Below are 26,120 nucleotides of genomic sequence, written 5' to 3'. Positions count from 1 at the left end.
GCTCCCCGTAGCCGACCGGGGGCGAAGGCGCCTTTCGTCGCATCAGACTCGGTGAAGGGAGCCTTCAGCCCACACCACTCCGCTAGTGCCTACTGACGCAGGTTGGATCAGCCGCAGCCGCCCTCCGCGTAGGTACTCAAGACACCCTTGGCTCTGACGACCCGAAACACTCACGACCACCCGGCGGCAGAGTCGCGAAAGCCACCTTCGGGACGTCAGGCGTCGCGGAAGTGGCTTTCGCGACATGCCGTGGCGTCACGACACGTTTGCCCTGCCCCCTCGCTAGAGCTCGTCCAGGATCAGCTTCGCGCGTTCTTCGACGAGCCGGTAGCCGGAGCGCGCCGCGAGTTCGAGGGCCAGTTCACCGTGCGTCTGGGCTTCCGTGAGCTTTCCCAGTTTCAGCAGGGTTTCCGCGAGCCCGGTCCGCGCGGCGGCCTCACACCAGAAGAAACTGGTCGTCCGCGCGATGGACAGCGCGAGCCGATAGTGCTCGGCCGCCTCCTCGGGCAGGCCGAGCCGCAGGCAGACTTCGCCGAGCCCGACGAGCGTCCAGGCCTCGGTGCCCCGGTCGCCGATCTTGCGGGTGAGTTCGACGGCGTCGAGCGCGTCCGTGCGGTTCTGCTCGCTCGGGTCGCGTCTGCTTTCGAGCACGGCCCTGCCGGACAACGCGGTCGCCTCGCCGTAGGTGTAGCCCAGTTCGCGGTTGGCCGCGAGCGCGCGGGTGTAGAAGTCGTAGGCGTCGTCGGGAAGGCCGAGGTCACGGTGCACGTTGCCGAGGTCGACCAGCAGCACCGCGACACTGAACCGCGCGCCGTCCCGTTCGGAGACCGCCAGCGCGCGGGTGAAGTTGGCGAGCGCTTCGTCGAGCTGACCCGTCTGCCAGTACGGGAAACCGAGGTTCGCCAGCGCCATCGAGACGGCGGGCATGTTCAGTTCTTCGCACAGCCGCAGGGATTCCAGCCCGCAGCGGATCGCTTCCTGCGGGTCGCCGAGACGCTGGTGCACGGCGCTCAGGTTGTTGAGCACGGCCGCGCGGCCGGCGTCCCAGCCGTCGAGGAGGTCGCCGCGCAAGGCGCTGGTGAGGTGTTCGCGCGCTTCGTCGTAGCGGCCGCTGTTGACGCAGGCGAGCGCGATGCTCAGGTGCATCGCCGCTTGCGCCTGCCCGGCTCCGCTGCGGCGGGCGGCTTTGAGCGCCGTCGACGCGGTGTCGATCCATTCCGCGTGATGACCGCGCTGGTGGAAGAAGGCGCGGAGCGCGTCGGCGAGATGCCACGAGAACTCGGGCGGACCGTGTTCGGCGCTGTGCTCGACGGCGGCGGCGAGGTTCGGCCACTCGGCGTCGAGCCAAGCCAGCGCCTCGTCGGTGTCGGCGAACGGTGCGTCCGCCGGTTCTTCGCGCGGCAGGCGCAGGAAATGCGGGATGAGGGCGCGGCCCGCGGCGTCGGCCGTGGTCAGGTAGCTCTCGAAGAGCCGCCTCTCCGCGGCCTCGCGTTCGGCCTTCGTGTCCTCCGACAGCGTGCGGCCCGCCGCGAAACTGCGGAGAAGATCGTGGAACCGGTAGCGCCCCGGCGTGTAGCGCTCGACCAGGTGCGCCGCCGCGAGCGCCTTGAGCTGCTGATTCGCCTTCGAGTGCGGGACGCCGGTCAGCGCTTGGGCAGCGGGGGCGGTGAACGTCTGGCCGGGAACGAGCGCGAGACGGCGGAACAGCTCGCGGTGCTCCTCGGGAAGCGCACGGTAGGAGACGCCGAACGCCGTGGTCACGGCACTTTCCTCGGCGCCGTCGACGGTCAGCTCCGCCAGCGGGTCGCCGACGGCCAGCTCGCGGGCGAGTTCGGCGATCTCGGGTTCGCCACTGGCGCCGAGGTTGGCCGCCGCGATCCGGAGGGCGAGCGGGAGATGCCCGCACAGCCGGGCCAGTTCCGCGGCCGCGCCTTCCTCGGCGGCGACGGTCTCGCTGCCGAGCACGGCTTCCAGCAGATGCCGCGCGTCCTCGGCGGGCAGCACCGACAGCGGGAGCGCGCGGGCGCCGGTGCGGGCGATGAGGTCGCCGAGCCGTTGGCGGCTGGTGACCAGGACGGTGCCCGACGGCGGCAGCAGCGGCAGCACCTGCCCGCTGTCGCGCACGTTGTCCAGCACCAGGAGCACCCGCCGGTCGGCGAGGAGGGAACGGAGCAACGCGGCCCGCGTGTCGATGTCCGGCGGGATCGCCTTGGGTGCGGTGCCGAGTGCCTGCAGGAGCTGGGTGAGCGCGACGGCCGGGGTGAGCGGTTCGTGGTCGGGATCGAAACCGCGCAGGTCGAGATAGAGCTGGCCGTCGGGGAACGTGTCGCGGACGCGGTGCGCCCAGCGGACCGCGAGCGCGGTCTTGCCCACTCCGGCGGTCCCGCTGATGACCCAGATATCGGTGCCTCCGCCCGCATGGGCCGCCTCGTCGAGCCGCTCCAATTCGGCCGCCCGTCCGGCGAAGCCCCGGACGTCGTGTGGCAGCTGGGCCGGGCGGACCGCTTCGGACCTGGTCGCGGGTTCGAGCGCGGGATCGGCGGCGAGGATGGCGGCTTCCAGCCGTCGCAGCTCGGGAGAGGGATCGAGGCCCAGCTCGGTACCGAGCCGGTCCCGCAGGGAACGGAAGGCATCGAGGGCATCGTCGGTCCGGCCTTCGCGGTGCAGCGCGAGCATGAGCTGCCCGACGAACCGTTGCCGCAGCGGATGCGCGGCGACCAGTTCGGTCAGCTCCGCGAGGACCTGCCTGCCGCGGCCGAGGCGCAGCTGCGCTTCGGCGCGATCCTCCAACGCGGTCCAGCGTGCCTCGTGCAGGCCGCCGCGGAGCCGTTGCGCGACCTCGCCGCTCACTACGTCGGACAACGCCTCGCCGCGCCACAGGCCGAGGGCCTCGTCCAGGAGTTCCACGGCCGTCTCGTCGTCGGCGTCGCGGGCTTGCGCCGTCAGCTCGGTGAAGCGGTGCAGGTCGACCTGGCGCGCGTCGACCTTGAGCAGGTACCGGGTCCCCTCGGAGACGATCTCCGGCCCGCCCGCGCCGCGGAACACCGCACGCAGCCTGGACACCAGCGCTTGCACGGTGTTCCGCGCACTGGCGGGCGGTTCTTCGGGCCAGAGCAGGTCGATGATCCGGTCGCGCGGCACCGGCTTGCCCGCCTCCAGCAGCAGGACCGCCAGCACGAGCCGTTGTTTGGGCGAGCCGAGATCGACCGGAACGCCACCGGCCCACGCCTCGACGGCGCCGAGGACGCGGAACTCCACCCGGCCACCTCCGCTCACCCTCGTCAGAGCCTGCAAGCGTAGTGCAAGCGCCCTGCATCCGGACGGCGTGATCCTTGCCGGGTGTCCACCGAGGACCCGTCGCCGGAACCGTGCCCAACCAACCAGACGGGCAGGACCCCCCCATTCGGTTCCGGTACGACGGTGGGCACCTTCAACTTGCACAGGCACCGCCATCTGACGGCGGTGGGGGTTGGGGGTAGTGCCAGCTCGACGTCTTCCCCCGTGTCGTCGAACTGGCACTTCTTCTTGACTGGGGCTGGGGTTTTCCGTGAAGGCCCCCTTGAGGGATCCAGAGTCCCTCAAGGGGGCCTTCACGTCTTTTCCCACGTGATCACTTGACAGGCGAGGACGTCTGCCTGCACCCTTTCACTACTTAATTAGTGAAAGGGTGTTGCCAGTGGTCACCTTCCACCTGGACAAGGGCTCGGGCGTCGCGACGTACGTCCAGCTCGTCCAGCAGGTCAAGAACGCCCTGCGCCTGGGGTTGCTGGAGCCGGGGGACCGGCTGCCGACGGCGAAGGAGGTGGTCGCCGAGCTGGCGATCAACCCCAACACCGTCCTCAAGGCCTATCGCGAGCTGGAACGCGAAGGGCTCGTCGAAGGGAAGCCGGGCCTCGGCACCTTCGTTCAGAAGACGCTCGGAGGCGCTTCGTTCGCGGAGCGCACGCGGTTGCGGAAAAGCCTGGGGGCTTGGGTCCGCGACGCGCGGGAATCGGGGCTGGATCAGGAAGACGTCGAGGCGCTGTTCACCTCAGTGGTGGTCGACGGCTTTCGAGGGGAGCGAACCGCGTGACTGAGAAACCCGTCCTCGAGGCGACCGGCCTCGCCAAGCGCTATCGCCGCAAGTGGGCGCTGCGCGACTGCTCCCTCTCCGTCCCGAAAGGACGCGTCGTCGCGCTGGTCGGGCCCAACGGCGCCGGCAAGACGACCTTCATCCACCTGGCCGTCGGGCTGCTCGACGCGACCCTCGGCTCGGTCTCGATCCAGGGAACGTCCGCCTTCCTCGCCCAGGACAAGCCGTTGTACCCGGGCTTCAGCATCGCCGAGATGCTCAAGTTCGGCAGGCGCCTCAACCCCGGCTGGGACGACGAGTTCGCGCTCAAGCGCGTCGATTCGCTCGGGCTCGCTTTGAACCACAAGGTCGGCAAGCTGTCCGGCGGGCAGCGCGCGCAGGTCGCGCTCACCCTCGCGCTCGCGAAACGCCCGGACCTGCTGGTGCTCGACGAGCCGCTCGCGAACCTCGACCCGCTGGCCCGTCACGAGGTCATGCGCGGGCTGATGGAGGCGGTCGCCGAAACCGGCATGACCGTGCTGCTCTCGTCCCACGTCGTCTCCGATCTGGAGAACACCTGCGACTGGCTGATCGTCCTCAACGGCGGCCGCGTCCAGGTCAGCGGCGACATCGACGAACTCGTCGCCGGGCACCGCACCCTCACCGGTCCGGTGGAGGAGGCCGACGCGCTGGCCAGGAGGGTCACCGTCGTGGACGAGGCCCGTGCGGGGAGGCAAGCGACCGTCTTCGCCCGCACCGAACCGGTTCCGCTGGGTCCACAGTGGAGCGAGCGGCCGGCGAACCTCGAAGAACTGGTGCTGGCGTACCTGCGGCGCCCCGAATCCGCGAGCCTGCCTCGCCCGACACTGGCTTCGGCGTAAGGGGGAACGATGTTCTGGGTCACCTACCGCCAGCACCGGATGCAGCTGCTGATCACGGCGGGCCTGCTCGTCGCCGTCGGGATCCTGTTGCTGGTCAACGGGAACGCCGCCGCGGACAGCCCGGATCCGGCGAAGCTCTTCAAGGATCTGTACACCTATCTCTCCTGGCTCCAGGTCGTCCCGGTGGCGATCGGCGTGTTCTGGGGCGCCCCGCTGGTCGCGGCCGAATACGAGCGCGGCACGACGAAACTCGCCTGGACCCAGTCGATCTCGCGGTTCCGCTGGCTCGGCGTGAAGCTGGGGTTCCTCGCCGTTCTCGCCACCCTCGGCGGGCTCGCGTTCGGCGCGATGATGCAGCGCTGGGTGGCGGCCTTCCCCGCCGACCGCGGCGACACCGCTTTCACCAGCCGGTTCGACAACCCGGTCCTGTTCACGATGACCGGCGTCGCACCCGGCGCGTGGTGGCTCTTCGGGTTCGTGCTCGGCACCGCCGCGGGCGCGCTCATCCGCAAGACCCTGCCCGCCATCGCCGTCACCATCGCGGTGGCCGTCGGCCTGATGATCGGCCTGAGCAACGTTCGTGACGGCTACGCGGAACCCGACCTCGTCCCGCTCGGAAAGGAGCCCGTCGGCCGGGTCGTGGAAATGATCAGGGACGCCGCCGGGGAGATCACCGCGCTCAAGGTCCTGCCACAGGACTGGTACTGGCGCTTCCAGTGGACCGAAGCCGCGATCCTGACGGGGTTCTCGCTGCTGCTCGCCGTCGCCGCGACCTTCGCCGTGCGGCGCCGCTCTTAGAAGGGCACAGGTGTCGCGGCCGGGACCCGGCGTTCATGTTGCGAAAGCCACTTTCGCAACGTTGAAGGTTGCGAGAGTGGCTTTCGCAACCCGGCACATCAGACCAAGAGAAAGGCACAGCTAGTTGCTTTGGCTCACCTGGCGGCAGCACCGCACCCAGCTGCTCGTCACCCTGGGGTTCCTGGCCGTGCTCGGCGGGATCCTGCTCGTGTCCGGCCAAACCGCCCTCGGCGCCGCGAGCGGCGAGATCGCCTCGTACTGCTACGGCGGCGGCGTGCCCTGCCGCGAGTACGACGCGGGGCTGGAAGACCTCTACCAGAAGATCTACCCGCTGATCGTGATCCTGCCGTTCGTCCCGTTGCTGGCCGGTGTCTTCTGGGGCGCGCCGTTGCTCACCAGGGAATACGAACGCGGCACGTATCAGCTCGTCTGGACGCAGTCGGTGAGCCGCGGCCGCTGGCTGGCCGCCAAGTTCGGCGTCCTCGCGGTGGCCGCGGCGCTCGCCGGGCTCGCTTCGGGACAGATGTTCGGCCGGTGGCTGGAGATCTTCCCCGGCAAGGCGGAGACGCTGAACGAGACGTCGTACTTCGGTGCCGTCGGCATCGCGCCCGCCGCGTGGTGGCTGTTCGCGTTCGTCCTCGGTGCCGCGGCCGGGGTGATCGTGCGCAAGACCGTGCCCGCCATCGCGATCACGGCCGCGGTGTTCGTCGCGGCCTCGATCACCCTGATGCTCTTGCGGCCGCACTACGCCGAGCCGGTCCGGACGGTCGGCGTCGATCCCTCCACAAAGGACGGGTTGATCGTGCGGGCGGGCCGGGTCGCGCCGGACGGCCGGGAGCTGAGCCTGCTCGACGAGGTGCCCGAATGCCCTCGCGGCAAGGGGATGAACGCTTGCGTCGAAGCGGCGGGCTACCGGGACTTCACCGTCTACCAGCCCGCCGGCCGGTTCTGGCGGTTCCAATGGACCGAGGCGGGCATCCTGCTCGCCGCGACCGTGGTGCTCGGGGGTATCGCGGCAGGGGGCACGGTCCGCCGCCGCTGAGTGCGGCGGCGGACCGGTTTCCTCAGTCCAGCTGCAGTTCGGGCCGGTACAGGTCGAACCAGTGGTAGAGGTCCAGCGCCCGGTCGATCCCGGAGCGCTGGGCCGAGGACATCGTCACCGGGTCCACTTCGGACACCCGGTGCAGCCAGTCGCGGTCGACCAGCTCGAACACCGGGTTGTCCCGTTCGGTCAGGGCCTCCTTGGCCTGCTGCTGCAACGCGGCCGCGTAGCCGGGGTCCTGAGTGGACGGATACGGGCTCTTGACCCGATCCCGCACGGACGTCGGGAGCACGTGTTCGGTCGCGTGCCGCAGCAGGCTCTTCTCCCTGCCGTCGAACGTCTTCAGCGACCAAGGCGTGTTGTAGACGTACTCGACGAGGCGGTGGTCGCAGAACGGCACACGCACTTCGAGCCCGACCGCCATCGACGCCCGGTCCTTGCGGTCCAGCAGCATCCGCACGAACCGGCTCAGGTGCAGGTTGCAGACCGTGCGCATCTTGCGGTCCTGCTCGCTTTCGCCGTCGAGGTGCTCGACCTGGGCGACGGCGGTGGCGTACTGGTCGGCGATGTAACCGGGCAGATCCAGCTTGTCCTGGACCTCGCCGCGCAGGAGGGCGCCCCGCTCACTGGTGAGCCCCATCCGGAAGGCGAGCCAGGGGAACGTCCCCGAGTTCACCGAGGCCTCGTCGTGGAACCACCGGTAACCGCCGAAGACCTCGTCGGCGGATTCACCGGACAGCGCCACCGTCGACTCCGCGCGGATCGCCTTGAACAGCAGGTACAGCGACGTGTCCATGTCCCCGAGCCCGGCCGGGATGTCCCGCGCGGCCAGCACCTTGCGGCGGACCTCCGGATCGCTGAGCTCGGCCGGGTTCAGCACGACGTCCTTGTGGTCGGAGCCGACCAGCTGCGCGACGTCGCGGATGAAGGGCGAGTCCGGGGTGTCGCGCACCTCGTCCGGTTTGAAGTTCTCCTCCTGGCCCTGGAAATCGACGGAGAACGTGCGCAGCCGTTCGCCCTGTTCGGCCAGCCGCGCCGCGGCGAGACCGGTGACGGCGCTGGAGTCGAGCCCGCCCGAGAGCAGGACGCAGCGGGGCACGTCGGCGATCAGCTGCCGGTGCACGATGTCCGTCATCAGCTCGCGGACCCGCTCGACCGTGGTCTCCTGGTCGTCCGTGTGCTGCTTCGCGTCGAGCTTCCAGTACGTCCGCGTGCGGATCCCGGAGCGGTCGACCGTGACGATCGTGCCAGGGCCGACCTCGTGCATGCCCTTCCACAGCGACCAGCCGGGGGTCTTGGTCATGGCCATCAGTTCGCGCAGGCCGTCGGTGTCGACCACCTTGCGTGCCAAGGGATTCGCCAGGATCGCCTTCGGCTCGGAACCGAAGAGGACGCCGTCCGGGGTCGGGTAGTAGTAGAACGGCTTGATGCCCATGCGGTCGCGGATCATCACGAGCTTCTCGTCGCGCTCGTCCCAGATCGCGAAGGCGTACATGCCGTTGAGGTGGTCGACGACCTCGTCGCCCCACTCCAGGTAGCCGTGGAGCACGACCTCGGTGTCGCTGTCGGTCTCGAACTTGTGGCCACGCTTGAGAAGTTCCTCGCGCAGCTCGGTGAAGTTGTACGCCTCACCGCTGTAGACCATCGCGGCCAGCCCGGCCTCGGCCATCGGCTGCCTGCCGCCCGGCAGGTCGATGATCGCCAGCCGCCGGTGACCCAGTGCCACGTTCGGCCGGACCCAGGTGCCCGAGTCGTCCGGTCCGCGGCACGCCATCGTCCCGGTCATCGCGTCGACGACCTCGCGACGCTGGGTCAGATCCGTGTCATAGGAGACCCACCCGGCGATTCCGCACATCGCTACCTCCTGGTGATTAGTTAGCACATACAACTATCCGTAACACTGGTGTAACACGGTTCGCGCGGCTTGTCTGCCCGAATTGCACGCTCCGTCCGCAGTGCGTCACGGTCTGTGGGGCACGTCACCGGGCATCAAGAAGTCGTAAAGGCACCCGATCGGGGCATCAAGAGGCCGTCAGTCCCGCGCCGGAAGCGCCGTGACCTGGCGCAGTGTTGCGGGGTCCTGGTCACCGATGGGGTGACCTGTCCTGAGAGGTGCTTAGTGGCCGACTTGCTCTACGCCGTGCTCCTGATCGGCGTATTCGTGGTTCTCGCCCTGACCCTTCGCGGTCTGGAAAAGCTGTGACCGGCACGGGAGCCGTGGCCAACGTCGTCGGCGGACTGCTGGCGCTGGGGCTGATCGTCTATTTGTTCATCGCACTGGTCAGGCCGGAGAAATTCTGATGTCAGACACCTCGGCCGGCCTCCTGCAGGCCGGCCTTCTCCTCGTCGCGCTCGCCGTGGTCCACCGGCCACTGGGCGATTACATGGCGCGCGTCTTCTCGACCGAGAAGCACACCAAGGCCGAACGCGGCCTGTACCGCCTCTTCCGGGTGAACCCCGGATCGGAACAGCACTGGAAGACCTACGCGTCCGCCGTGATCGGCTTCTCGTTCGTCTCCGTCATCTTCTTGTACCTGCTTCAACGGCTTCAGACGATCCTGCCGTGGAGCCTCGGCAAGGAGCCGGTCTCGCCGGCGGTCGCCTTCAACACCGCCGTCAGCTTCGTGACGAACACGAACTGGCAGTCCTACAGCCCCGAAGCGACCATGGGTCACTTCGTGCAGATGGCCGGCCTGACCGTGCAGAACTTCCTGTCCGCCGCCGTCGGCCTTTCGGTCGCCATCGCGGTCGTCCGCGGCTTCGTCCGGTCGAAGACCGACCGCCTCGGCAACTTCTGGGTGGACCTGACGCGCGGCACGATCCGGATCCTGCTGCCGATCGCGTTCGTGGCGGCGATCGCGCTGATCGCGCTCGGCGTCGTCCAGAGCCTCAAGAGCGGCGTCGACGTCCTCAACCCGGACGGCAGCACGAGCAAGATCGCCCTCGCGCCCGCCGCGAGCCAGGAAGCCATCAAGGAACTCGGCACCAACGGCGGCGGCATCTTCAACGCCAACTCCGCGCACCCTTTCGAGAACCCGAACGCCTGGACCAACCTGATCGAGATCTTCCTGATCCTGGTCATCCCGGTGTCGCTGACCCGCACGTTCGGCAAACTCGTCGGCAACACGCGGCAGGGGTACGTCCTGCTTTCGGTGATGGCCGGGCTGTTCACCGCGATGCTCACGGTCACCTGGCTGTCCGAAGCCAACGCGAGCGGCCCCGCGTCGCTGGCCGCCGGGGCGAATCTGGAGGGCAAGGAACAGCGGTTCGGCATAGGCCTGAGTTCGCTGTTCGCCAACGCCACCACCGGCACGTCGACCGGCGCGGTCAACGGCGCGCACGACAGCTACAGCGGGCTCGGCGGCGGAGGCGCGCTGCTCAACATGCTGCTGGGCGAGATCTCGCCGGGCGGGGTGGGCACCGGTCTGTACGGCATCCTCGTGATGGCCGTGATCGCGATGTTCCTCGCCGGGCTGATGGTCGGCCGGACGCCGGAATACCTGGGGAAGAAGCTCGGCAAACGCGAGGTCACCTGCGCCGCCGTCTCCATGCTGGCGATGCCGACCGTGGTCCTGCTCGGCTCCGGTGTCGCGCTGATGCTGGCCGACACCCCGGCCGCCATGACGAACTCCGGCGCGCACGGCCTTTCCGAAGTCCTCTACGCCTACGCCTCGGCGGGCAACAACAACGGCAGCGCGTTCGGCGGGCTCACCGTGACGAACGACTGGTTCCAGTCTTCGCTGTCGGTGGCGATGCTGCTCGGCCGGTTCATCCCGATCCTCGCCGTGCTGTGCCTGGCCGGATCCCTCGCCTCCCAGCGGAAGGTTCCGGAGACCGCCGGCACGCTGCCCACCACCGGGCCGCTCTTCGGCACGATGCTCGCGGGCACGATCGTGCTCGTCGCGGCCCTCACCTTCATCCCGGCGCTCGCGCTCGGGCCCATAGCAGAGGCACTCGCATGACCATGACTCAAGAACGCACCCCGGAGGAGATCTCCCAGCACCACGTCGAAAACACCGGCCGGGTCGGCGCGGGGATCTTCAGCCCGCGCCAGCTGCTGACCTCGCTCCCGGAGGCGTTGCGCAAGCTCAACCCCAGGCACCAGCTCGGCAACCCGGTCATGTTCGTGGTGTGGATCGGCTCGGCGCTGACCACGGTCTTCGCGATCACCGACCCGAGCGTGTTCACCATCCTCATCACGATCTGGCTGTGGTTCACCGTCCTGTTCGCGAACCTCGCCGAGGCGGTCGCGGAGGGCCGGGGCAAGGCGCAGGCGGAAACCCTGCGCCGCAGCAAGAAGGAGACCGTCGCGCGCCGTCTCACCGAGGACGGCGACGAGGAGACCGTGCCGGGAACCGACCTGCGTGTCGGCGACCTGGTGGTCGTCGAGGCCGGACAGGTCATCCCGGGTGACGGCGACGTCGTCGAGGGCATCGCGACCGTCGACGAATCGGCCATCACCGGCGAATCGGCCCCGGTCATCCGCGAATCGGGCGGTGACCGGTGCGCGGTCACCGGCGGCACCACGGTGCTCAGTGACCGCGTCGTCGTGAAGATCACCACCAAACCCGGCGAGTCCTTTGTGGACCGCATGATCGCCTTGGTGGAGGGCGCTTCCCGGCAGAAGACGCCGAACGAGATCGCGCTGACGATCCTGCTCTCCACGCTCACGATCATCTTCCTGCTCGCCGTCGTGGCGCTGCAGCCTATGGCGGGCTACTCGGGCAGCCAGCAGTCGGTGATCGTGCTGACCGCGTTGCTGGTCTGCCTGATCCCGACGACGATCGGCGCGCTGCTGTCCGCGATCGGTATCGCGGGGATGGACCGGCTGGTACAGCGCAACGTCCTCGCCACGAGCGGTCGCGCGGTCGAGGCCGCCGGCGACGTCTCGACGCTACTGCTGGACAAGACCGGCACGATCACCTTCGGCAACCGCAAGGCCACCGAGCTGATCCCGGTCGGCGAGTCCACAATGGACGACATCGCCAAGGCGGCCCGGCTGTCCAGCCTCGCCGACGGCACGCCGGAAGGCCGCAGCATCGTCGAACTCGTCGCGCGGGAGCACGGGCTCGCGGAGACCGTGTCCGCCGAGGAGAAGCTCGCGGACTTCGTCGAGTTCACCGCGCAGACCCGGATGAGCGGCATCGACATCCATGAACGTCAGGTCCGCAAGGGCGCCACCGCCGCGGTGCGCGAGTGGGTCCGCGAGCGCGGTGGCGACATGCCGGACGAGACCGAAAGCGTCGTCGACGAGATCAGCCAGCAGGGTGGCACCCCGCTGGTGGTCGCGGAGTACGACGGCGCGAAGGCGTTCGTGCGCGGTGTGATCCGGCTGTCCGATGTGGTCAAACCCGGGATGAAGGAGCGGTTCGTCCAGCTCCGCTCGATGGGGATCAAGACCGTCATGATCACCGGGGACAACCCGCTCACCGCCAAGGCCATCGCGCAGGACGCGGGCGTCGACGACTACCTCGCCGAGGCCAAGCCCGAAGACAAGATGGCGCTGATCAAGAAGGAGCAGGAAGGCGGGCGGCTGGTCGCGATGACCGGCGACGGCACCAACGACGCCCCCGCGCTCGCGCAGTCCGACGTCGGCGTCGCGATGAACACCGGGACCTCCGCCGCCAAGGAGGCGGGGAACATGGTGGACCTCGACTCCGACCCGACGAAGCTGATCGAGATCGTGGAGATCGGCAAACAGCTGCTGATCACCCGCGGCGCGCTGACCACCTTCAGCGTCGCCAACGACCTCGCGAAGTACTTCGCCATCCTGCCCGCGATGTTCACCGGCATCTTCGCCCAGCTCGGCGCGCTCAACATCATGAACCTGGCGACGCCGAAGTCGGCGATCCTGTCGGCGGTCATCTTCAACGCCCTGATCATCGTCGGGCTGATCCCGCTCGCCCTGCGCGGCGTCCGGTACAAACCGTCCTCGGCCTCGACGCTGCTGCGCCGGAACCTGCTGGTCTACGGCCTCGGCGGGATCGTCAGCCCGTTCCTCGGGATCTGGCTGATCGACCTGCTCGTCCGTCTCATCCCTGGAATCGGGTGACCTCGTGAAACCGTTGTTCAAGCAGACCCTCGCCGGGCTGCGTGTCCTGCTCGTCTTCACCGTCCTGCTGGGGGTCGTCTACCCGCTCGGCGTGTGGGCGGTCTCCCGCATCCCCGGCCTCGAAGGCAACGCCGAGGGCTCGATCATCACCCAGAACGGGCAAGCCGTCGGCTCGGCCCGGATCGGCGTCGACCCGGTCGCGGCAGACCCCGCTAAGGACCCGTGGTTTCACAACCGCCCGTCCGCGGGCTCGAAGGACGTCCTCGGCCCCGGCGACCCGTCGTCGTCCGGACCGTCGAACAAGGGCCCGTACAACGAGGACCTGGTCGCCGCGATCGGCGAACGCAAGAAGCTCATCGCCGCCCGCGAAGGTGTCCAGGAGTCGCAGGTGCCCGCCGACGCGGTGACGGCGTCGGGATCGGGGATGGACCCGGCGATCAGCGTCGCCTACGCCGACCTGCAGATCCCGCGAGTGGCGAGGAACACGGGCCTGTCCGAGGAGAAGGTCCGGCAGCTCGTCGCGGAGAACACGAGCGGTGCCGGGATCGGTGTGCCGGGCGTCAATGTGCTGAAGGTCAACTTGGCCGTGCGCGACGCGGCCGGAGGAGCACACTGACAGACGTGGACGAGAACACGACCAAGCCGCGCCGGGGTGAGCTGAGGATCTACCTCGGCGCGGCCCCGGGCGTCGGCAAGACCTACGCGATGCTCGGCGAGGCGCGCCGCCGCCTCGACCGCGGCACCGACGTGGTCATCGGCCTGGTCGAGACACACGGGCGGAAGAAGACCGCGGAGCTCGTCGAGGGTCTGGAGACCGTGCCGCGCCGCCGGTCCGCGCACCGGGAGCACGAGTTCGAGGAGATGGACCTCGACGCGCTGCTCGCCCGCGCGCCCGAGGTCGCCGTGGTCGACGAACTCGCGCACACCAACGTGCCGGGGTCGCGCAACGAGAAGCGATGGCAGGACATCGACGAACTGCTCGACGCCGGGATCGACGTCCTCTCCACGGTCAACGTGCAGCATCTGCAGAGCCTCAACGACGTCGTCGAGCGGATCACCGGCGTCACCCAGCAGGAGACGGTGCCCGACGAGGTCGTGCGGCGGGCCGAACAGCTGGAGCTGGTCGACATCACGCCCGAGGCACTTCGGCGGCGCCTGGCGCACGGCAACGTGTACCCGGCCGAGCGGATCGACGCGGCGCTGGGCAACTACTTCCGGCCCGGCAACCTCACGGCGTTGCGGGAGCTCGCGCTGCTGTGGGTCGCCGACCAGGTCGACGTCGCGCTGCAGCGGTACCGGGCGGAGCAGAAGATCACCGACACGTGGGAAGCCCGCGAACGGGTGGTCGTGTCCATCACCGGCGGCCCGGAGAGCGAGACGCTGATCCGTCGCGCGAGCCGTATCGCGAACCGCGCGGGCGCCGAACTGCAGGTGCTGCACATCCTGCGCGGCGACGGGCTCGCCGGAATGGGGCCGACGGCGGTCGGCAAGTACCGGAAGCTGGCCGAAGAGGTCGGCGCGACCTTCCACACCGTCGTCGGCGACGACGTGCCGACGGCGCTGCTCGACTTCGCGCAGGGGGTGAACGCCACGCAGCTCGTCGTCGGGACCTCGCGCCGGTCACGGGTGGCGCGGCTGTTCGACGAAGGCATCGGCGCGGCCGTGGTCCAGCGGTCCGGCCCGATCGACGTCCACATGGTCACGCACGCCCAAGCGGGCGGACGGCTGCGTGCCCGGTTCAACCGCAGCCCTTTGACGCCATCCCGCCGCCTGACCGGATGGGTGCTGTCGCTGGTGCTGCCCGCGTTGGCGACGCTGCTCGGCGTCCTGCTGCGCGACCACCTCGACTTCTCCACCGACGTCGTCGACTACGTCCTCGCGACGGTGCTGGTCGCGCTCGCGGGCGGGCTCGGCCCCGCGCTGCTCGCGGCGGTGGTCTCGGCCGGGTTGCTGAACTTCTTCTTCACCCCGCCGCTGTACACCCTGACCGTCCACGAGCCCCGCAACGTGATCACGCTGGTCGCGATGGTGCTGGTGGCGATCCTCGTCGCGGCGGTCGTCGACACCGCGGCCCGGCGCGCGACGCAGGCCGCGCGGGCGCGGACCGAGGCGGCGCTGCTGGCGTCGTACGCGCGGACCGTGCTCACCCACACCAACCCGATCGAGCGGCTGCTGGAGAAGGTCCGCGAGAACTTCGGGATGACTTCGGTGACCCTGCTGGAAAAACGGGACGGGAAGTGGAAGCGGGTGGCGAACGCCGGCACGGATCCGTGCGCGGACCCGGACCAGGCCGACGCCGACATCGCCGTCACCGCCGACGTCCACCTGACGCTGCGCGGGCGCGCGCTGCCCGCGTCGGACCGGGGAGTGCTGGAAGCCGTGGCAGGGCAGGCGTTGCTGGCGTTGCGGCAGCAGCGGACGGCGAAGGCGGCCATCCGGGCCGAACGCAAAGCCGAGGCGACCGAACTGCGCACGGCGTTGCTGTCCGCCGTGGGACACGACCTCCGCACCCCGCTGACGTCGATCAAGGCGTCCATCGGCAGCCTGCGCGCCACCGACATCTCACTGTCCGAAGAGGACACCGACGAACTGCTCGAAGCGATCGAGGAATCGGCCGACCGGCTGGCCGGACTGATCGACAACCTGCTCGACTCGTCGCGGCTGGCCACCGGTGCCGTGCGCCCGCACCTGCGCCCGGTGGGCTACGACGAGGTCGTCTCGCACGCGTTGTCCAATGTGGACAACTCGGCTTCGGTCGTGGTCGCGATCGACTCACGGCTGCCGTCGGTGTGCGCCGACCCCGGCCTGCTGGAGCGGGTGGTGGCGAACGTGATCGACAACGCCTTGCGGCACGGCGCGTCCGGCGAGCCGGTCTCGGCCCGCGCCAGCACGCATTCCGAACACGTCGAACTGCGCATCATCGACCACGGGCGCGGGCTGAAGAAGGGCACCGCGGACTCGGCGTTCGCGCCGTTCCAGCGGCTCGGGGGAGACCGGGACAGCGTGCCCGGCGTGGGACTGGGGCTGTCGGTCGCCAAGGGGTTCACCGAGGCGATGGGCGGGCGGATCCGGGCGGAGGACACGCCCGGCGGCGGGCTCACCGTCGTCATCTCGCTGCCCGCATATGTTGGTCAGGATCCGGAAAAGAGCCTCCTCGCTTTCGACGACGAGGGCCTCGAGAACGAAGAGGAGGAGCGAGTGCGATGAGCGCAGACAACGCGTCGGCGACCGTGCTGGTCGTCGACGACGAACCGCAGATCGTGCGAGCCCTGCGGATCAACCTGTCCGCCCGCGGCTACAAGGTGATCACCGCGCACGACGGGACGGCCGCGCTGAAGGCCGTCGCCGAGACCAAACCCGACGTCGTCGTGCTCGACCTCGGCCTGCCCGACCTCGACGGCACCGAGGTGATCGCCGGGCTGCGCGGCTGGACGACGGTGCCGATCATCGTGCTGTCCGCGCGCGGCGATTCGGCCGACAAGGTGCAGGCCCTCGACGCCGGCGCCGACGACTACGTCACCAAACCCTTCGGCATGGACGAACTGCTCGCGCGGCTCCGCGCCGCCGTCCGCCGGTCGGCGACGTCCAGTGTGGACGGTGCGGACGCGGTGGTGGACACGGGATCCTTCCGGATCGACCTCGCGGCGAAGAAGGTGCGCCGGGACGGCAAGGAGGTGCACCTCACCAAGACCGAATGGGGTGTGCTGGAACTGCTGGTGCGCAACCGCGGCCGTCTGGTGGCGCAGAAGCAGTTGCTGCACGAGGTGTGGGGGCCGACGTACGAGACGGAGTCGCACTACCTGCGGGTGTACCTGGCGCAGTTGCGGCGGAAGCTGGAGCCGGAACCGTCGCGGCCGCGGCACCTGCTGACGGAACCCGGGATGGGGTACCGCTTCGAAATGTGATGCCGTTCGGTCCCGAGTGTCATGAAAGGGTCGTTCCTGACGTTTTTCGTCCTGAACGACCCTTTCATGACATCCGCTTGGGGAGGGGCGCGTTGCGAAAGCCACTTTCGCAACCTTCAACGTTGCGAAAGTGGCTTTCGCAACTCCTTGCCGTGAGCCTGCCGCTCCAGCGCCACGCCGTGAAGTAGTGAGGGCCTCCTTCCCTACCCTCAAGGTAGGCAAGGAGGCCTTCACGGACCGAAAGTCTTACTGGGCGCTGCTCGTCGAAGTGTCGGTGCCGGAGGTGCTGGACCGGCCCGGAGTCGACTCGCTGGGGGCGCCGCTGGTGCTGGAGCCGCCACCCGTGGTGGTCGTGGTCGTCGGGCTCCCCGTCGAGGTCTCCGGCGGAGTGCTCGGCGGCGTTGTGGGCGGGGTGGACTTCGTCGAGGTGGGCGGCAGTTTCGTCGGCGAAGGATTCGGGTTCGGGCCCGGTCCGCCGCCAGGGGGCGTCACAGGCGGCGGAGGCGGGGCGACGACGCTCGTCGTCTCCTTCCCGTCCGGGCCGACCGACGTCACCGTGGTCGGCGGCGCCGTCGAGCTGGACGGCGCGCCGGGGGTCGGTGAACCGCTGACGGTCATCGGGCCGCCGGGGACGGCGTTGCCCGGCACCAGCTGGACGCCGGCGGGGGCGACACCCTGTCCGCCGCCGGGGATGCCGGTACCGCCCGCGGTGGCGGAAACGCCGGGACCCGCGAGTTCGGCGATCGCGGCGAAGGCCGTGGCCACCACGAGGCCGCTGACGCCGAGTACGGCGTAGCCTGCGCGGTTGAGCTTGCCGGTGGCGCCGCGCGGCGGTGCCACGGACACGCGTGCGCTCGAATCAGACCCGTCGGGACGGGGCATGTGCTGGCTCCTCGGATGGGGGGCTTCGGGGAGTTCGGCTACCCGGGCGAGGTAGCCCGAAGTGGGGACCCGGCGCGGAGATTATCACCGCCGCTTCACCGTCTGCGAACTACAGCGAACGTCGTGTTCACCCTCCGCGTTCATCCACATGGTGCACGATAGGGGTCGTGAGTGAAGAAGTAACGCACATCAGGCTGACCGCGTGGGTGCACGGGCGGGTGCAGGGTGTCGGTTTCCGCTGGTGGACCCGCAGCAGGGCACTTGAGCTGGGGTTGGTCGGCAGCGCGGGCAATCTGGCCGACGGACGTGTCGAGGTGGTGGCGGAGGGTGATCGTGAACACTGTGAGCGGCTTTTGGCGGCTTTGCGCTCCGGGGAATCACCCGGAAGTGTGGACCACGTCGTCGAACGCTGGTCGCCCGCGAAGGGCGGGCTCCGCGGGTTCGTGGAGCGCTGAGGCCCCGCGTCCCACGATCACCGTGAGCACACAGGTAGCCTGGGCCGATTGAACGACCGGTTCCCGCAGCCAGAGGGGTCAGCACGACGTGCACCTGAAGAGCCTGACGCTCAAGGGCTTCAAGTCCTTCGCCTCGGCGACGACGTTGCGTTTCGAGCCGGGCATCACCTGCGTGGTCGGACCGAACGGGTCCGGCAAGTCGAACGTCCTCGACGCGCTCCGCTGGGTCATGGGCACCCAGGGCGCGAAGGACCTTCGCGGCGGCAAGATGGAGGACGTCATCTTCGCCGGGACCGCCGGCCGTGCCCCGCTCGGGCGCGCCGAGGTCACCCTGACCATCGACAACGCCGACGGCGCGCTGCCCATCGAGTACTCCGAAGTCTCCATCACCCGCCGGATGTTCCGTGACGGCGCGAGCGAATACGAGATCAACGGCGACCGCTGCCGCCTGATGGACGTGCAGGAACTTCTGTCGGACTCCGGTATCGGCCGTGAGATGCACGTCATCGTCGGGCAGGGGCAGCTTTCGGCGATCCTCGAATCCAAGCCCGAGGAGCGCCGCGCCTTCATCGAAGAGGCGGCCGGTGTCCTCAAGCACCGCAAGCGCAAGGAACAGACCCTGCGCAAGCTCGCGAACATGCAGGGCAACCTCGACCGCCTCGGCGACCTCACCACCGAGCTCCGCCGCCAGCTCAAACCGCTGGGCAAGCAGGCCGAGATCGCCCGCAAGGCGCAGTGGGTGCAGTCCGAACTGCGTGACGCCCGGCTGCGGCTGTTCGCCCACGACCTCGTCACCCAGCGCGCGGGCATCGCCAAGGAAGAGGCCGACGAGCGCGTCGCCCGCCAGCGTCGCGCCGAGGTCGAGCAGGCGCTGGAGATCGTCGCCGCCGAGGAGGCCGAGCTCGAAGCGTCGCTCGCCGAGGACGCGCCGAAGCTGGCCGCGGCTCAGGAGACTTGGTACAAGCTGTCCGCGTTGACGGAGCGGCTGCGCGGCACGGTGCGGCTCGCGCTGGAGCGTCAGCGGCATCTGTCGTCCGACGTGCAGCAGGCGAGCACCGGCCGCGACCCCGACGAGCTGCTGGCCGAGGCCGAGCAGGTCGCCGAGCGGGAGCAGGAGCTCAACGAGGCCGTCGCCGAAGCCCGGATGGTGCTTTCGGAGACCGTTCAGCGGCGCGAGCAGCTCGAACACCTCGTCCAGGCGGCCGAGCGCGCGCATATGGCCGCCGTCCGCGCGATCGCCGACCGCCGGGAAGGGCTCGCGAAGCTCACCGGGCAGGTCGAGGCGCTGCGCAGCAAGAACGGCGCGACCTCCGACGAGATCGACCGGCTCACGGTGTCGCTCGAAGAGGCCGCCGAGCGCGCGGAGATCGCCGTCGAAGAGCTCGAAGAGGCCAAGGCCGAAGGTGGTGTCGAGGAGTCCGACGACCTCGACCTCCAGGCCCACCACGACCGCGCGGTGGAGGCCAACAACGCCGCCAAGGCCAGGGTCGAGGAGCTGGTCAAGGCCGAGCGGGCCGCCGAGCGCGAGATCGCGTCGGAGAAGGCGCGCGTCGAGGCGCTGTCGATGGGCTTGCGGCGCAAGGACGGCGCGGGCGCGCTGCTCGGCGCGCAGCACGAGCTGCCGGGTCTTCTCGGTTCGGTGGCCGCGCTGCTGACCGTCGAGGCCGGACACGAGGTCGCGCTGGCCGCGGCGCTCGGCCCGGTCGCCGACGCGGTCGCGGTCAACGGCGGCGCCGACGCGCTCGCCGCACTGAAGTTCTTGAAGGACAACGATTCCGGCCGCGCCGGCATTCTGCTCGGCGGGCTGGAATCCACTGTGGACACCAGCGCCTGGCCGTCGTTGCCCGAGGGCGCGCGCTGGGCGCGTGAAGTGGTCACGGCGCCGCCCGCGCTGCGCTCCGCGGTCGAGCACGCGCTCGACCGGGTGGCCATTGTGGACGGTCTGGAGTCCGCGCGCCGTCTCGTCGAGGTGTACCCCGAGGTCAGTACGGTCACGCCCGAGGGCGATGTCTTCGGTGCGCGCTGGGCGGTCGGTGGTTCCGCGCGCAGCGAAAGCGTCATCGAGGTGCAGGCCGCGGTCGACGAGGCGGGTGACCGGCTGAACGCCGCCGAGCGCGCGCTGGAACGCACCGCCGCGGAGCTCGAAGGTGCCCGCGCCGGCCAGGCCGCCCGGCGCGAAGAGGTCAGCAGGGCCAAGGACGCGCTCGGGGACGCGAAGGTCCGCAAGGCCCGCTCGTCCGAGCGGCTGAACAGGCTGCAGCAGGCCGCGCGTGCCGCACAGGCCGAAATGGACCGCCTGAGCAACCAGCGTGCCAAGGTCGAGCAGAGCCGCGAGCAGGCGCTGCAGCAGCTCGCCGAACTCGAAGAGCGGCTGGCCGCCGTCGCCGAGCAGGAAGTCGACGAGGATCCGGACACCGCCGAGCGAGACCAGGCCGCCGAAGACCTCGGCACGGTCCGCCAGGAGGAGATGGAGTCCCGGCTCGCGCTGCGCACCGCCGAGGAGCGGGCGCGGAGCATCCAGGGCAAGGCCGAATCGCTCCGCCGGGCCGCGCACGCCGAGCGCCAGGCCCGCGAACGGGCCGAAAAGTCCAGGGCCGCGCGGAAACGCGGCGCCGAGATCGCCAACGCGGTGGTCAACGGCGGCGAGATCGCGTTGGAGCGCATCGAGGTCTCCGTGCAGCGCGCCGCGCACGAGCGGGACGAGGCGCAGGCGCAGCGGCAGTCGCGGGAGACCGCGCTGACGCAGGTCCGCAGCAAGGTCCGTGAGCTGACCGGTGAACTGGAGAAGCTCACCGACGCCGTCCACCGCGACGAGGTGCTGCGCGCCGAGCAGCGGCTGCGGCTCGAACAGCTCGAAACCAAGATCGCCGAAGACTTCGGCATCGGCCTCGAGGATCTCGTCTCCGAGTACGGCCCGGACGTCCCCGTGCCGCCGAGCGCGGGGGAGATGGCCGAGTACGAGGCGGCCAAGGAACGCGGCGAGGACGTCACCCCGCCGCCGCCCATGCCGTTCGACCGCGACACCCAGGCTCGCCGGGCGAAGCGCGCGGAGAAGGACCTGAGCCTGCTGGGCAAGGTCAACCCGTTGGCGCTGGAGGAGTTCGCGGCGCTGGAGGAGCGCTACAAGTTCCTCTCGACCCAGCTCGAAGACCTCAAGGACACCCGCAAGGACCTCGAAGCCGTCATCAAGCAGGTCGACGAGAAGATCCTCGAGGTCTTCGCGTCGGCGTACGAGGACGTCGCGCGCGAGTTCGAGACCGTGTTCGGTGTGCTGTTCCCGGGTGGCGAGGGGCGCATGGTGCTCACCCAGCCCAACGACCTGCTCGCCACCGGCGTCGACGTCGAAGCGCGCCCGCCGGGCAAGAAGGTCAAGCGGCTCTCGCTGCTGTCCGGTGGCGAGAAGTCGCTTGTCGCCGTCGGCATGCTGGTGGCGATCTTCCGCGCCCGGCCTTCGCCCTTCTACGTCATGGACGAGGTCGAGGCCGCGCTCGACGACACCAACATGCGACGGCTGATCGGGCTGCTGGAGCAGCTGCGGGACTCGTCGCAGCTGATCATCATCACCCACCAGAAGCCGACCATGGAGATCGCCGACGCGCTGTACGGCGTTTCGATGCAGGGCGACGGCATCACGAAGGTGATCTCGCAGCGGTTGCGGACCTCCGAAGAGGACCCGGTCACCGCCTGATCCCCGATGTCATGAAAGGGTCGTTCAGGACAAAAAATGTCCTGAACGACCCTTTCATGACATTTACGGGAGGGGGCTAGGCCGGAGTGGACTCCTTCACGTCCGGCTCCGCCAGCGGGTCCACACTCCCGTGCCGCAGCGAAAGCAGCCCGCCCACCACGAGCGTGATCACCACACCGCACAGCGTGTACCACGGCCACGCCAGCGCCACCGTGTTCCCGGACGACTTGCTGAAGTCGACGCCGATCAGGCTGCCGTCCGGTTTGTTGAACTTGACGCCCAGGATGATGAACGCCATCACGATCACCGTCGACACGAACGCCACGATCGCGTCCGCCTGCCTCGCCCGCTTGAACAGCAGGCCGAGGAGGAACGCGCCGAGCAGCGCGCCGTAGGTGTACCCGGTGATGCCGAGCGCCTGCACCACGATCGGATCGGCCGAGGTCTTGTTGGAGGAGGCGAAGAAACCCGCGCACAGGATCAGCGCGCCCGCCCAGACGATCGTCCAGATCCGGCCGTGCTTCAGCCGTTCGGCTTCCGGGAGTTCCCGGCCGATCACCCGTTCGTAGACGTCGGTCACCGTCGACGACGCCAGCGCGCCGAGCGACGAACTCAGTGCGGCGGCGAGGATCCCGGCGATGACGAACCCGGACAGGCCGCTCGGCAGGTCGTTCACGATGAAGTTGGCGAACAGTTCGTCCTTGTTGGCCAGCCCGAGGCCTTCCGGCTTCGGCTTGGTCGGGTTGAGGCCGTTGTAGAGCGCCCACAGCAGCACACCGATGAACAGGAACAGCGCGAACTGCAGGAACACCACGAAACCGCTGGCGACCAGCGCCTTCCGCGCGGCACGCAGGTCGTTGGTGGACTGAAGGCGCTGCACGATCAGCTGGTCGGAGCCGTGCGAGGCCATCGAGAGCACCGCGCCGCCGATCAGCGCGGTGAAGAACGCGTACTGCCCGGTGAGCATGTTCGAGGAGAAGTCGAAGATCTGGAACTTGTTCGCGTCGACGGCCTTGCCGAACCAGCCGTCCGGCAGCCTGCCGGAGATCGCCCAGATCACCACGACCGCGCCGAGGATGTACCAGAGCATCTGGATCGCGTCGACCCAGACGACCGCGCGGACGCCGCCGAAGAAGCTGTAGAGCACCATCGCGATACCGAGTCCGACCACGATGGTCCAGTACGAGACGTTCAGCCCGTAGGCCGCCATCACCACCTTGATCGGGATCGCGGTGGCGAACAGCCGGATCCCGTCGGCCAGCGTGCGGGTGAGCAGGAAGGTCACCGACGCGGTGCCCTGCAGTCCGCTGCCGAAACGCTTGCCGAGGAAGGCGTACGCGGTGACCAGGTTGCCCGCCACGTAACGCGGCAACAGCACCATCGACACCACGATCCGGCCGGCGATGTAGCCGATGGCGAGTGCGAGGTAGGTCATCCCGCCGTCGCCGGGGGTGGCGATGTAGGCCACCGTCGGCACGGAGAGCACGGTGAGAGTGGACGTCTCCGCGGAGACGACCGAAAGGCAGGCCACCCACCAGGAGATCTTGCCTTCACCGACGAAGTAGTCGGAGCCGGATTTCTGTTTGCCGCCGATCCAGACACCCAGCAAGGGCATGCCGACCAGAAAAAGCCCGATGATCGCGAGGTCAAGTGCGCGCATCCGTATCTCCTATCGCTCGCCGGTCTTCGCCGCTACCCGTAGCCGGGTCACGGTTGAGGTATGCGGGGCGGGGAGCCGCAGGGGGTCCGCGCCCGGGGTGATGCTGCCGAGCAACCGGTGGCCGCGGGCGCCGGTCGCCGACGGGAGGTTCCCCGGGACGCCGGACCACGTCAGCCAGCCGAGCAGAATGGTCAGGTATGCCTCTTTGCCCGCGCGCGGCAGCCCGTGGTCGTCGCTGGTCTTCAGCGCCGTGCCCGGCAGGTTCCTGGTGAGGGCGGCCATCAGCGCCGGGTTGTCGGCGCCGCCGCCGGAGACGATCAGCGTGGCGATGCCGTGGCGGCGGCATTCCGCGGCGATCGTCACCGCGGTCAGTTCGGTCAGCGTCGCCACGAGATCTTCCGCGCCGACCGGTGGGAGCCCGTCGAGCGCCGCGTCGAGGTACGCGCCGTGGAAGAGCTCTTTGCCGGTCGACTTCGGTGGCGTGGCCGCGTAGTACGGGTCTAGCAGGAGCTTCGCCAGCAGGTCGGGCCGGACAGTGCCGCGAAGGGCGAGCGCGCCGTCGATGTCGGCACGACGGCCGGTGGCGCGGTGCGCGGCGATGTCCATGAGGGCGTTGCCGGGGCCGGTGTCGTAGGCCATGACGGCACCATCGGCGGGGACGACCGTGATGTTCGCGATCCCGCCGATGTTCAGTGCCGCGACCGGGCCGAGCGTGGCCATTTCCCGTAGCCACAACGCGTCCATCGTGCTGGCGAGCGGGGCGCCGTGCCCGCCGGCGGCGACGTCGCGGACACGGAGGTCGGCCACCACCGGCAGTCCGGTGCGTTCGGCGATCCACGCCGGGTTCCCCAGTTGCAACGTGCCACGCGCGGTGCCGTCTTCGACCCAGTGGAACACCGTCTGGCCCAGCGAAGCGACGACGTCCGCTTCGCCGCCCGCCAGCTCCTCGACGCCACGCGCGGCCGCCTCGGCGAAGGCCTGGCCCACCAGGGTGTCGAGTTTCGTGAGCTGCTCGGCGTCACAGGGATTCGGCGGGAGGGCGGCGAGCAAGGCTTCGCGGAGTGGTTCGGGATAAGGGATTTCGAGCTGCCCGAACGGGGTGAGCACCACCGTGTCCCCGTCGGCGCGCAGTTCGGCTGCCGCCACGTCGATCCCGTCGATCGAAGTGCCGGAGATGAGCCCGATGATCCGGACCCCAGTGCCGGAGAGAACCGTCATTCGAAGTGGTCTAGCCCTCGTTCCGGAGACCGCGCAAGCGCGACCGTTTCTTCTTGTCCGAAATGAGTCCTATCCAGTGGGTGCTTGACAAGATCGGCTTGCTTCCCGTGGGGCGTCTGAGCGCGGCGGGGTACGGATGCGAGGATGGCGCCGTGTCGAGTACCCCCTGGTTCTGGATCGTTGTCGTTGCCGTCGTGGTCCTGGTCGCCGTTCTGGTGGCCGGGCTGCTCATCGCGCGCCGCCGCCGGATCAGCCTGGACGAGTCCAAGGCTGCCGACGTCGTCGAGAAGCCGAAGGGCGGCGGTTATACCGCGACAGGCGGGATCGCGCTCGCCCCCGGCGGCGAGGAGAAGACCGAGGAACCGGAACACCCGGTCGAGGATCGCCCGGAGACCGACGGCCAGCCCGCCGTCGGCGACGACGCGGCGGTGCCGCGGGATTCCGCGCAGCGCACGGTGCGCGACGTCGAACTTCCCGAACCCACCGAGGCTCCTGAGGATGCGGCACCCGCGCCCGCCGAGGAGATCGCCCCGGCCGCCGGACGCCTGGAGCGGCTGCGCGGCAGGCTGGGCAAGTCCCGCTCGGTGTTCGGGCAGAGCCTGCTGGGCCTGCTGGGTGCCGGCGACCTCGATGAGGACTCTTGGCAGGACGTCGAGGACACGCTGCTCATGGCGGACCTGGGCGCCGCGACGACCACCGAGATCGTCGAGCGTCTTCGCGACGAGCTGAAGCGCCGCGCCGTGCGGACCTCGGAGGAGGCACGCGCGGTCTTGCAGGAGGTGCTGACCGCCGCACTCTCGACCGACGCCGTGCGGGCCGTCCGCGCGCTGCCGCACACCGTCGACGGGAAGAAGCAGCCCGCCGTCGTGCTGGTCGCCGGGGTCAACGGCACCGGCAAGACCACCACCACCGGCAAACTCGCCCGCGTGCTCGTCGCGCAGGGCAGCACCGTGGTGCTCGGCGCGGCCGACACCTTCCGCGCCGCCGCGGCGGACCAGCTCCAGACGTGGGCCGAGCGTGTGGGCGCCGAGGTCGTGCGCGGCAAGGAAGGCGCGGACCCGGCGGCGGTCGCCTTCGACGCCGTCAAACGCGGCACCGAGGCGGGCGTGGACACGGTCCTGGTCGACACCGCCGGCCGCCTGCACACCAAGACCGGCCTGATGGACGAGCTGGGCAAGGTCAAGCGAGTCGTCGAGAAGCAGGCGAAGGTCGACGAGGTGTTGCTGGTGCTCGACGCCACCACCGGGCAGAACGGGCTGATGCAGGCCCGCGTGTTCTCGGAGGTCATCGACGTCACCGGCATCGTGCTGACCAAACTGGACGGCACCGCGAAGGGCGGCATCGTCTTCCAGGTGCAGCGGGAACTCGGGGTGCCGGTGAAGCTGGTCGGCCTCGGTGAGGGGCCGGACGATCTGGCGCCGTTCGAGCCGGGCGCGTTCGTCGAGGCCCTGCTCAGCAGCTAGCCCGATGCTATGAACGGGCCGTTCC

General features: G+C 69.5%; 18 protein-coding genes. 14 read left to right on the top strand and 4 right to left on the bottom strand.

The features are described 5' to 3' along the window. Positions 1–282: 282 nt before the first annotated feature. Positions 283–3,258 carry an AfsR/SARP family transcriptional regulator gene (locus tag AVR91_RS09385; protein WP_063273360.1) on the bottom strand — a complete coding sequence of 992 codons (2,976 nt, stop codon included), beginning with the start codon at positions 3,256–3,258 and terminating at the stop codon, positions 283–285. 418 nt (positions 3,259–3,676) lie between these two features. On the opposite strand from AVR91_RS09385, the gene AVR91_RS09380 reads away from it, so the two are divergent. The 4 genes from AVR91_RS09380 (at position 3,677) to AVR91_RS09365 (ending at position 6,772) form a co-directional block, all read left to right on the top strand. Beyond that, complete coding sequence (locus AVR91_RS09380) at positions 3,677–4,072, top strand: GntR family transcriptional regulator (protein WP_016336295.1); 396 nt, start codon at positions 3,677–3,679, stop codon at positions 4,070–4,072. After that, positions 4,069–4,932, top strand: coding sequence for an ABC transporter ATP-binding protein (locus tag AVR91_RS09375; RefSeq protein ID WP_063273359.1), 864 nt, complete (start codon positions 4,069–4,071; stop codon positions 4,930–4,932). The genes AVR91_RS09380 and AVR91_RS09375 overlap by 4 nt, the downstream gene beginning before the upstream one ends. A 9-nt stretch (positions 4,933–4,941) precedes the next feature. Next, positions 4,942–5,730, top strand: coding sequence for a transmembrane transport protein (locus AVR91_RS09370; protein WP_063273358.1), 789 nt, complete (start codon positions 4,942–4,944; stop codon positions 5,728–5,730). A 124-nt stretch (positions 5,731–5,854) separates the two neighbouring features. Next, positions 5,855–6,772: an ABC transporter permease subunit gene (locus AVR91_RS09365; protein WP_063273357.1), complete on the top strand. Its 918-nt coding sequence runs from the start codon at positions 5,855–5,857 to the stop codon at positions 6,770–6,772. A gap of 22 nt (positions 6,773–6,794) precedes the next feature. Here AVR91_RS09365 and asnB read toward each other — a convergent pair whose 3' ends face one another. Continuing rightward, positions 6,795–8,627 (bottom strand): asparagine synthase (glutamine-hydrolyzing), encoded by a 1,833-nt coding sequence (gene asnB, locus AVR91_RS09360; RefSeq protein WP_063273356.1) that lies wholly within the window; start codon positions 8,625–8,627, stop codon positions 6,795–6,797. 344 nt (positions 8,628–8,971) lie between these two features. Between asnB and kdpF the strand changes: the two genes are divergently transcribed. From kdpF to smc, 9 genes are all read left to right on the top strand, one after another. Next, positions 8,972–9,073 (top strand): K(+)-transporting ATPase subunit F, encoded by a 102-nt coding sequence (gene kdpF, locus AVR91_RS09355; protein WP_007031325.1) that lies wholly within the window; start codon positions 8,972–8,974, stop codon positions 9,071–9,073. Then, a complete protein-coding gene (gene kdpA, locus AVR91_RS09350; protein WP_063273355.1) occupies positions 9,073–10,734 on the top strand; it encodes a potassium-transporting ATPase subunit KdpA in 1,662 nt (553 codons plus the stop codon). The genes kdpF and kdpA overlap by 1 nt, the downstream gene beginning before the upstream one ends. Beyond that, complete coding sequence (gene kdpB, locus AVR91_RS09345) at positions 10,731–12,824, top strand: potassium-transporting ATPase subunit KdpB (protein ID WP_063273354.1); 2,094 nt, start codon at positions 10,731–10,733, stop codon at positions 12,822–12,824. Before kdpA ends, kdpB begins: the two co-directional genes overlap by 4 nt. Before the next feature lie 4 nt (positions 12,825–12,828). After that, entirely contained in the window at positions 12,829–13,440 is a 612-nt protein-coding gene (locus AVR91_RS09340) for a potassium-transporting ATPase subunit C (protein ID WP_063273353.1), read from the top strand. 5 nt (positions 13,441–13,445) lie between these two features. Further along, complete coding sequence (locus tag AVR91_RS09335; RefSeq protein WP_063823128.1) at positions 13,446–16,031, top strand: sensor histidine kinase; 2,586 nt, start codon at positions 13,446–13,448, stop codon at positions 16,029–16,031. Continuing rightward, a complete protein-coding gene (locus AVR91_RS09330; protein ID WP_037342241.1) occupies positions 16,028–16,729 on the top strand; it encodes a response regulator in 702 nt (233 codons plus the stop codon). The genes AVR91_RS09335 and AVR91_RS09330 overlap by 4 nt, the downstream gene beginning before the upstream one ends. Before the next feature lie 268 nt (positions 16,730–16,997). Next, the gene (locus tag AVR91_RS09325; protein WP_228709164.1) at positions 16,998–17,525 is read left to right on the top strand and encodes a hypothetical protein; all 528 of its coding nucleotides are present in this window, start codon (positions 16,998–17,000) and stop codon (positions 17,523–17,525) included. A 253-nt stretch (positions 17,526–17,778) separates the two neighbouring features. Then, positions 17,779–18,066: an acylphosphatase gene (locus AVR91_RS09320; protein WP_043848306.1), complete on the top strand. Its 288-nt coding sequence runs from the start codon at positions 17,779–17,781 to the stop codon at positions 18,064–18,066. Between the two features lie 88 nt (positions 18,067–18,154). After that, a complete protein-coding gene (gene smc, locus AVR91_RS09315; RefSeq protein ID WP_063273352.1) occupies positions 18,155–21,754 on the top strand; it encodes a chromosome segregation protein SMC in 3,600 nt (1,199 codons plus the stop codon). 76 nt (positions 21,755–21,830) lie between these two features. Here the strand turns inward: smc and AVR91_RS09310 are convergent, their stop codons facing one another. Together AVR91_RS09310 and AVR91_RS09305 are read right to left on the bottom strand one after the other, a co-directional pair. Next, on the bottom strand, positions 21,831–23,414 hold the full coding sequence (locus tag AVR91_RS09310) for a sodium:solute symporter (RefSeq protein WP_063273735.1): 1,584 nt from the start codon (positions 23,412–23,414) through the stop codon (positions 21,831–21,833). A gap of 9 nt (positions 23,415–23,423) precedes the next feature. Further along, positions 23,424–24,632, bottom strand: coding sequence for an anhydro-N-acetylmuramic acid kinase (locus AVR91_RS09305; protein ID WP_211282680.1), 1,209 nt, complete (start codon positions 24,630–24,632; stop codon positions 23,424–23,426). A 152-nt stretch (positions 24,633–24,784) separates the two neighbouring features. On the opposite strand from AVR91_RS09305, the gene ftsY reads away from it, so the two are divergent. Next, positions 24,785–26,095: a signal recognition particle-docking protein FtsY gene (gene ftsY / locus AVR91_RS09300; RefSeq protein ID WP_063273736.1), complete on the top strand. Its 1,311-nt coding sequence runs from the start codon at positions 24,785–24,787 to the stop codon at positions 26,093–26,095. Positions 26,096–26,120: the final 25 nt, after the last annotated feature.

The organism is Amycolatopsis keratiniphila subsp. keratiniphila (assembly GCF_001620365.2).
In the GTDB taxonomy this organism is placed as follows: Bacteria; Actinomycetota; Actinomycetes; order Mycobacteriales; family Pseudonocardiaceae; genus Amycolatopsis; species Amycolatopsis keratiniphila.
The sequence above is the reverse complement of the archived record's forward strand: the minus strand, read 5'-3'. Positions and strand labels throughout refer to the sequence as shown.

Coding starts and splice junctions, on each gene's coding strand:
- AVR91_RS09370 (WP_063273358.1), top strand. CDS start 4,942: ATGTTCTGGGTCACCTACCGCCAGCACCGGATGCAGCTGCTGATCACG.
- asnB (WP_063273356.1), bottom strand. CDS start 8,627: ATGTGCGGAATCGCCGGGTGGGTCTCCTATGACACGGATCTGACCCAG.
- kdpA (WP_063273355.1), top strand. CDS start 9,073: ATGTCAGACACCTCGGCCGGCCTCCTGCAGGCCGGCCTTCTCCTCGTC.
- kdpB (WP_063273354.1), top strand. CDS start 10,731: ATGACCATGACTCAAGAACGCACCCCGGAGGAGATCTCCCAGCACCAC.
- AVR91_RS09330 (WP_037342241.1), top strand. CDS start 16,028: ATGAGCGCAGACAACGCGTCGGCGACCGTGCTGGTCGTCGACGACGAA.
- AVR91_RS09310 (WP_063273735.1), bottom strand. CDS start 23,414: ATGCGCGCACTTGACCTCGCGATCATCGGGCTTTTTCTGGTCGGCATG.
- AVR91_RS09305 (WP_211282680.1), bottom strand. CDS start 24,632: ATGACGGTTCTCTCCGGCACTGGGGTCCGGATCATCGGGCTCATCTCC.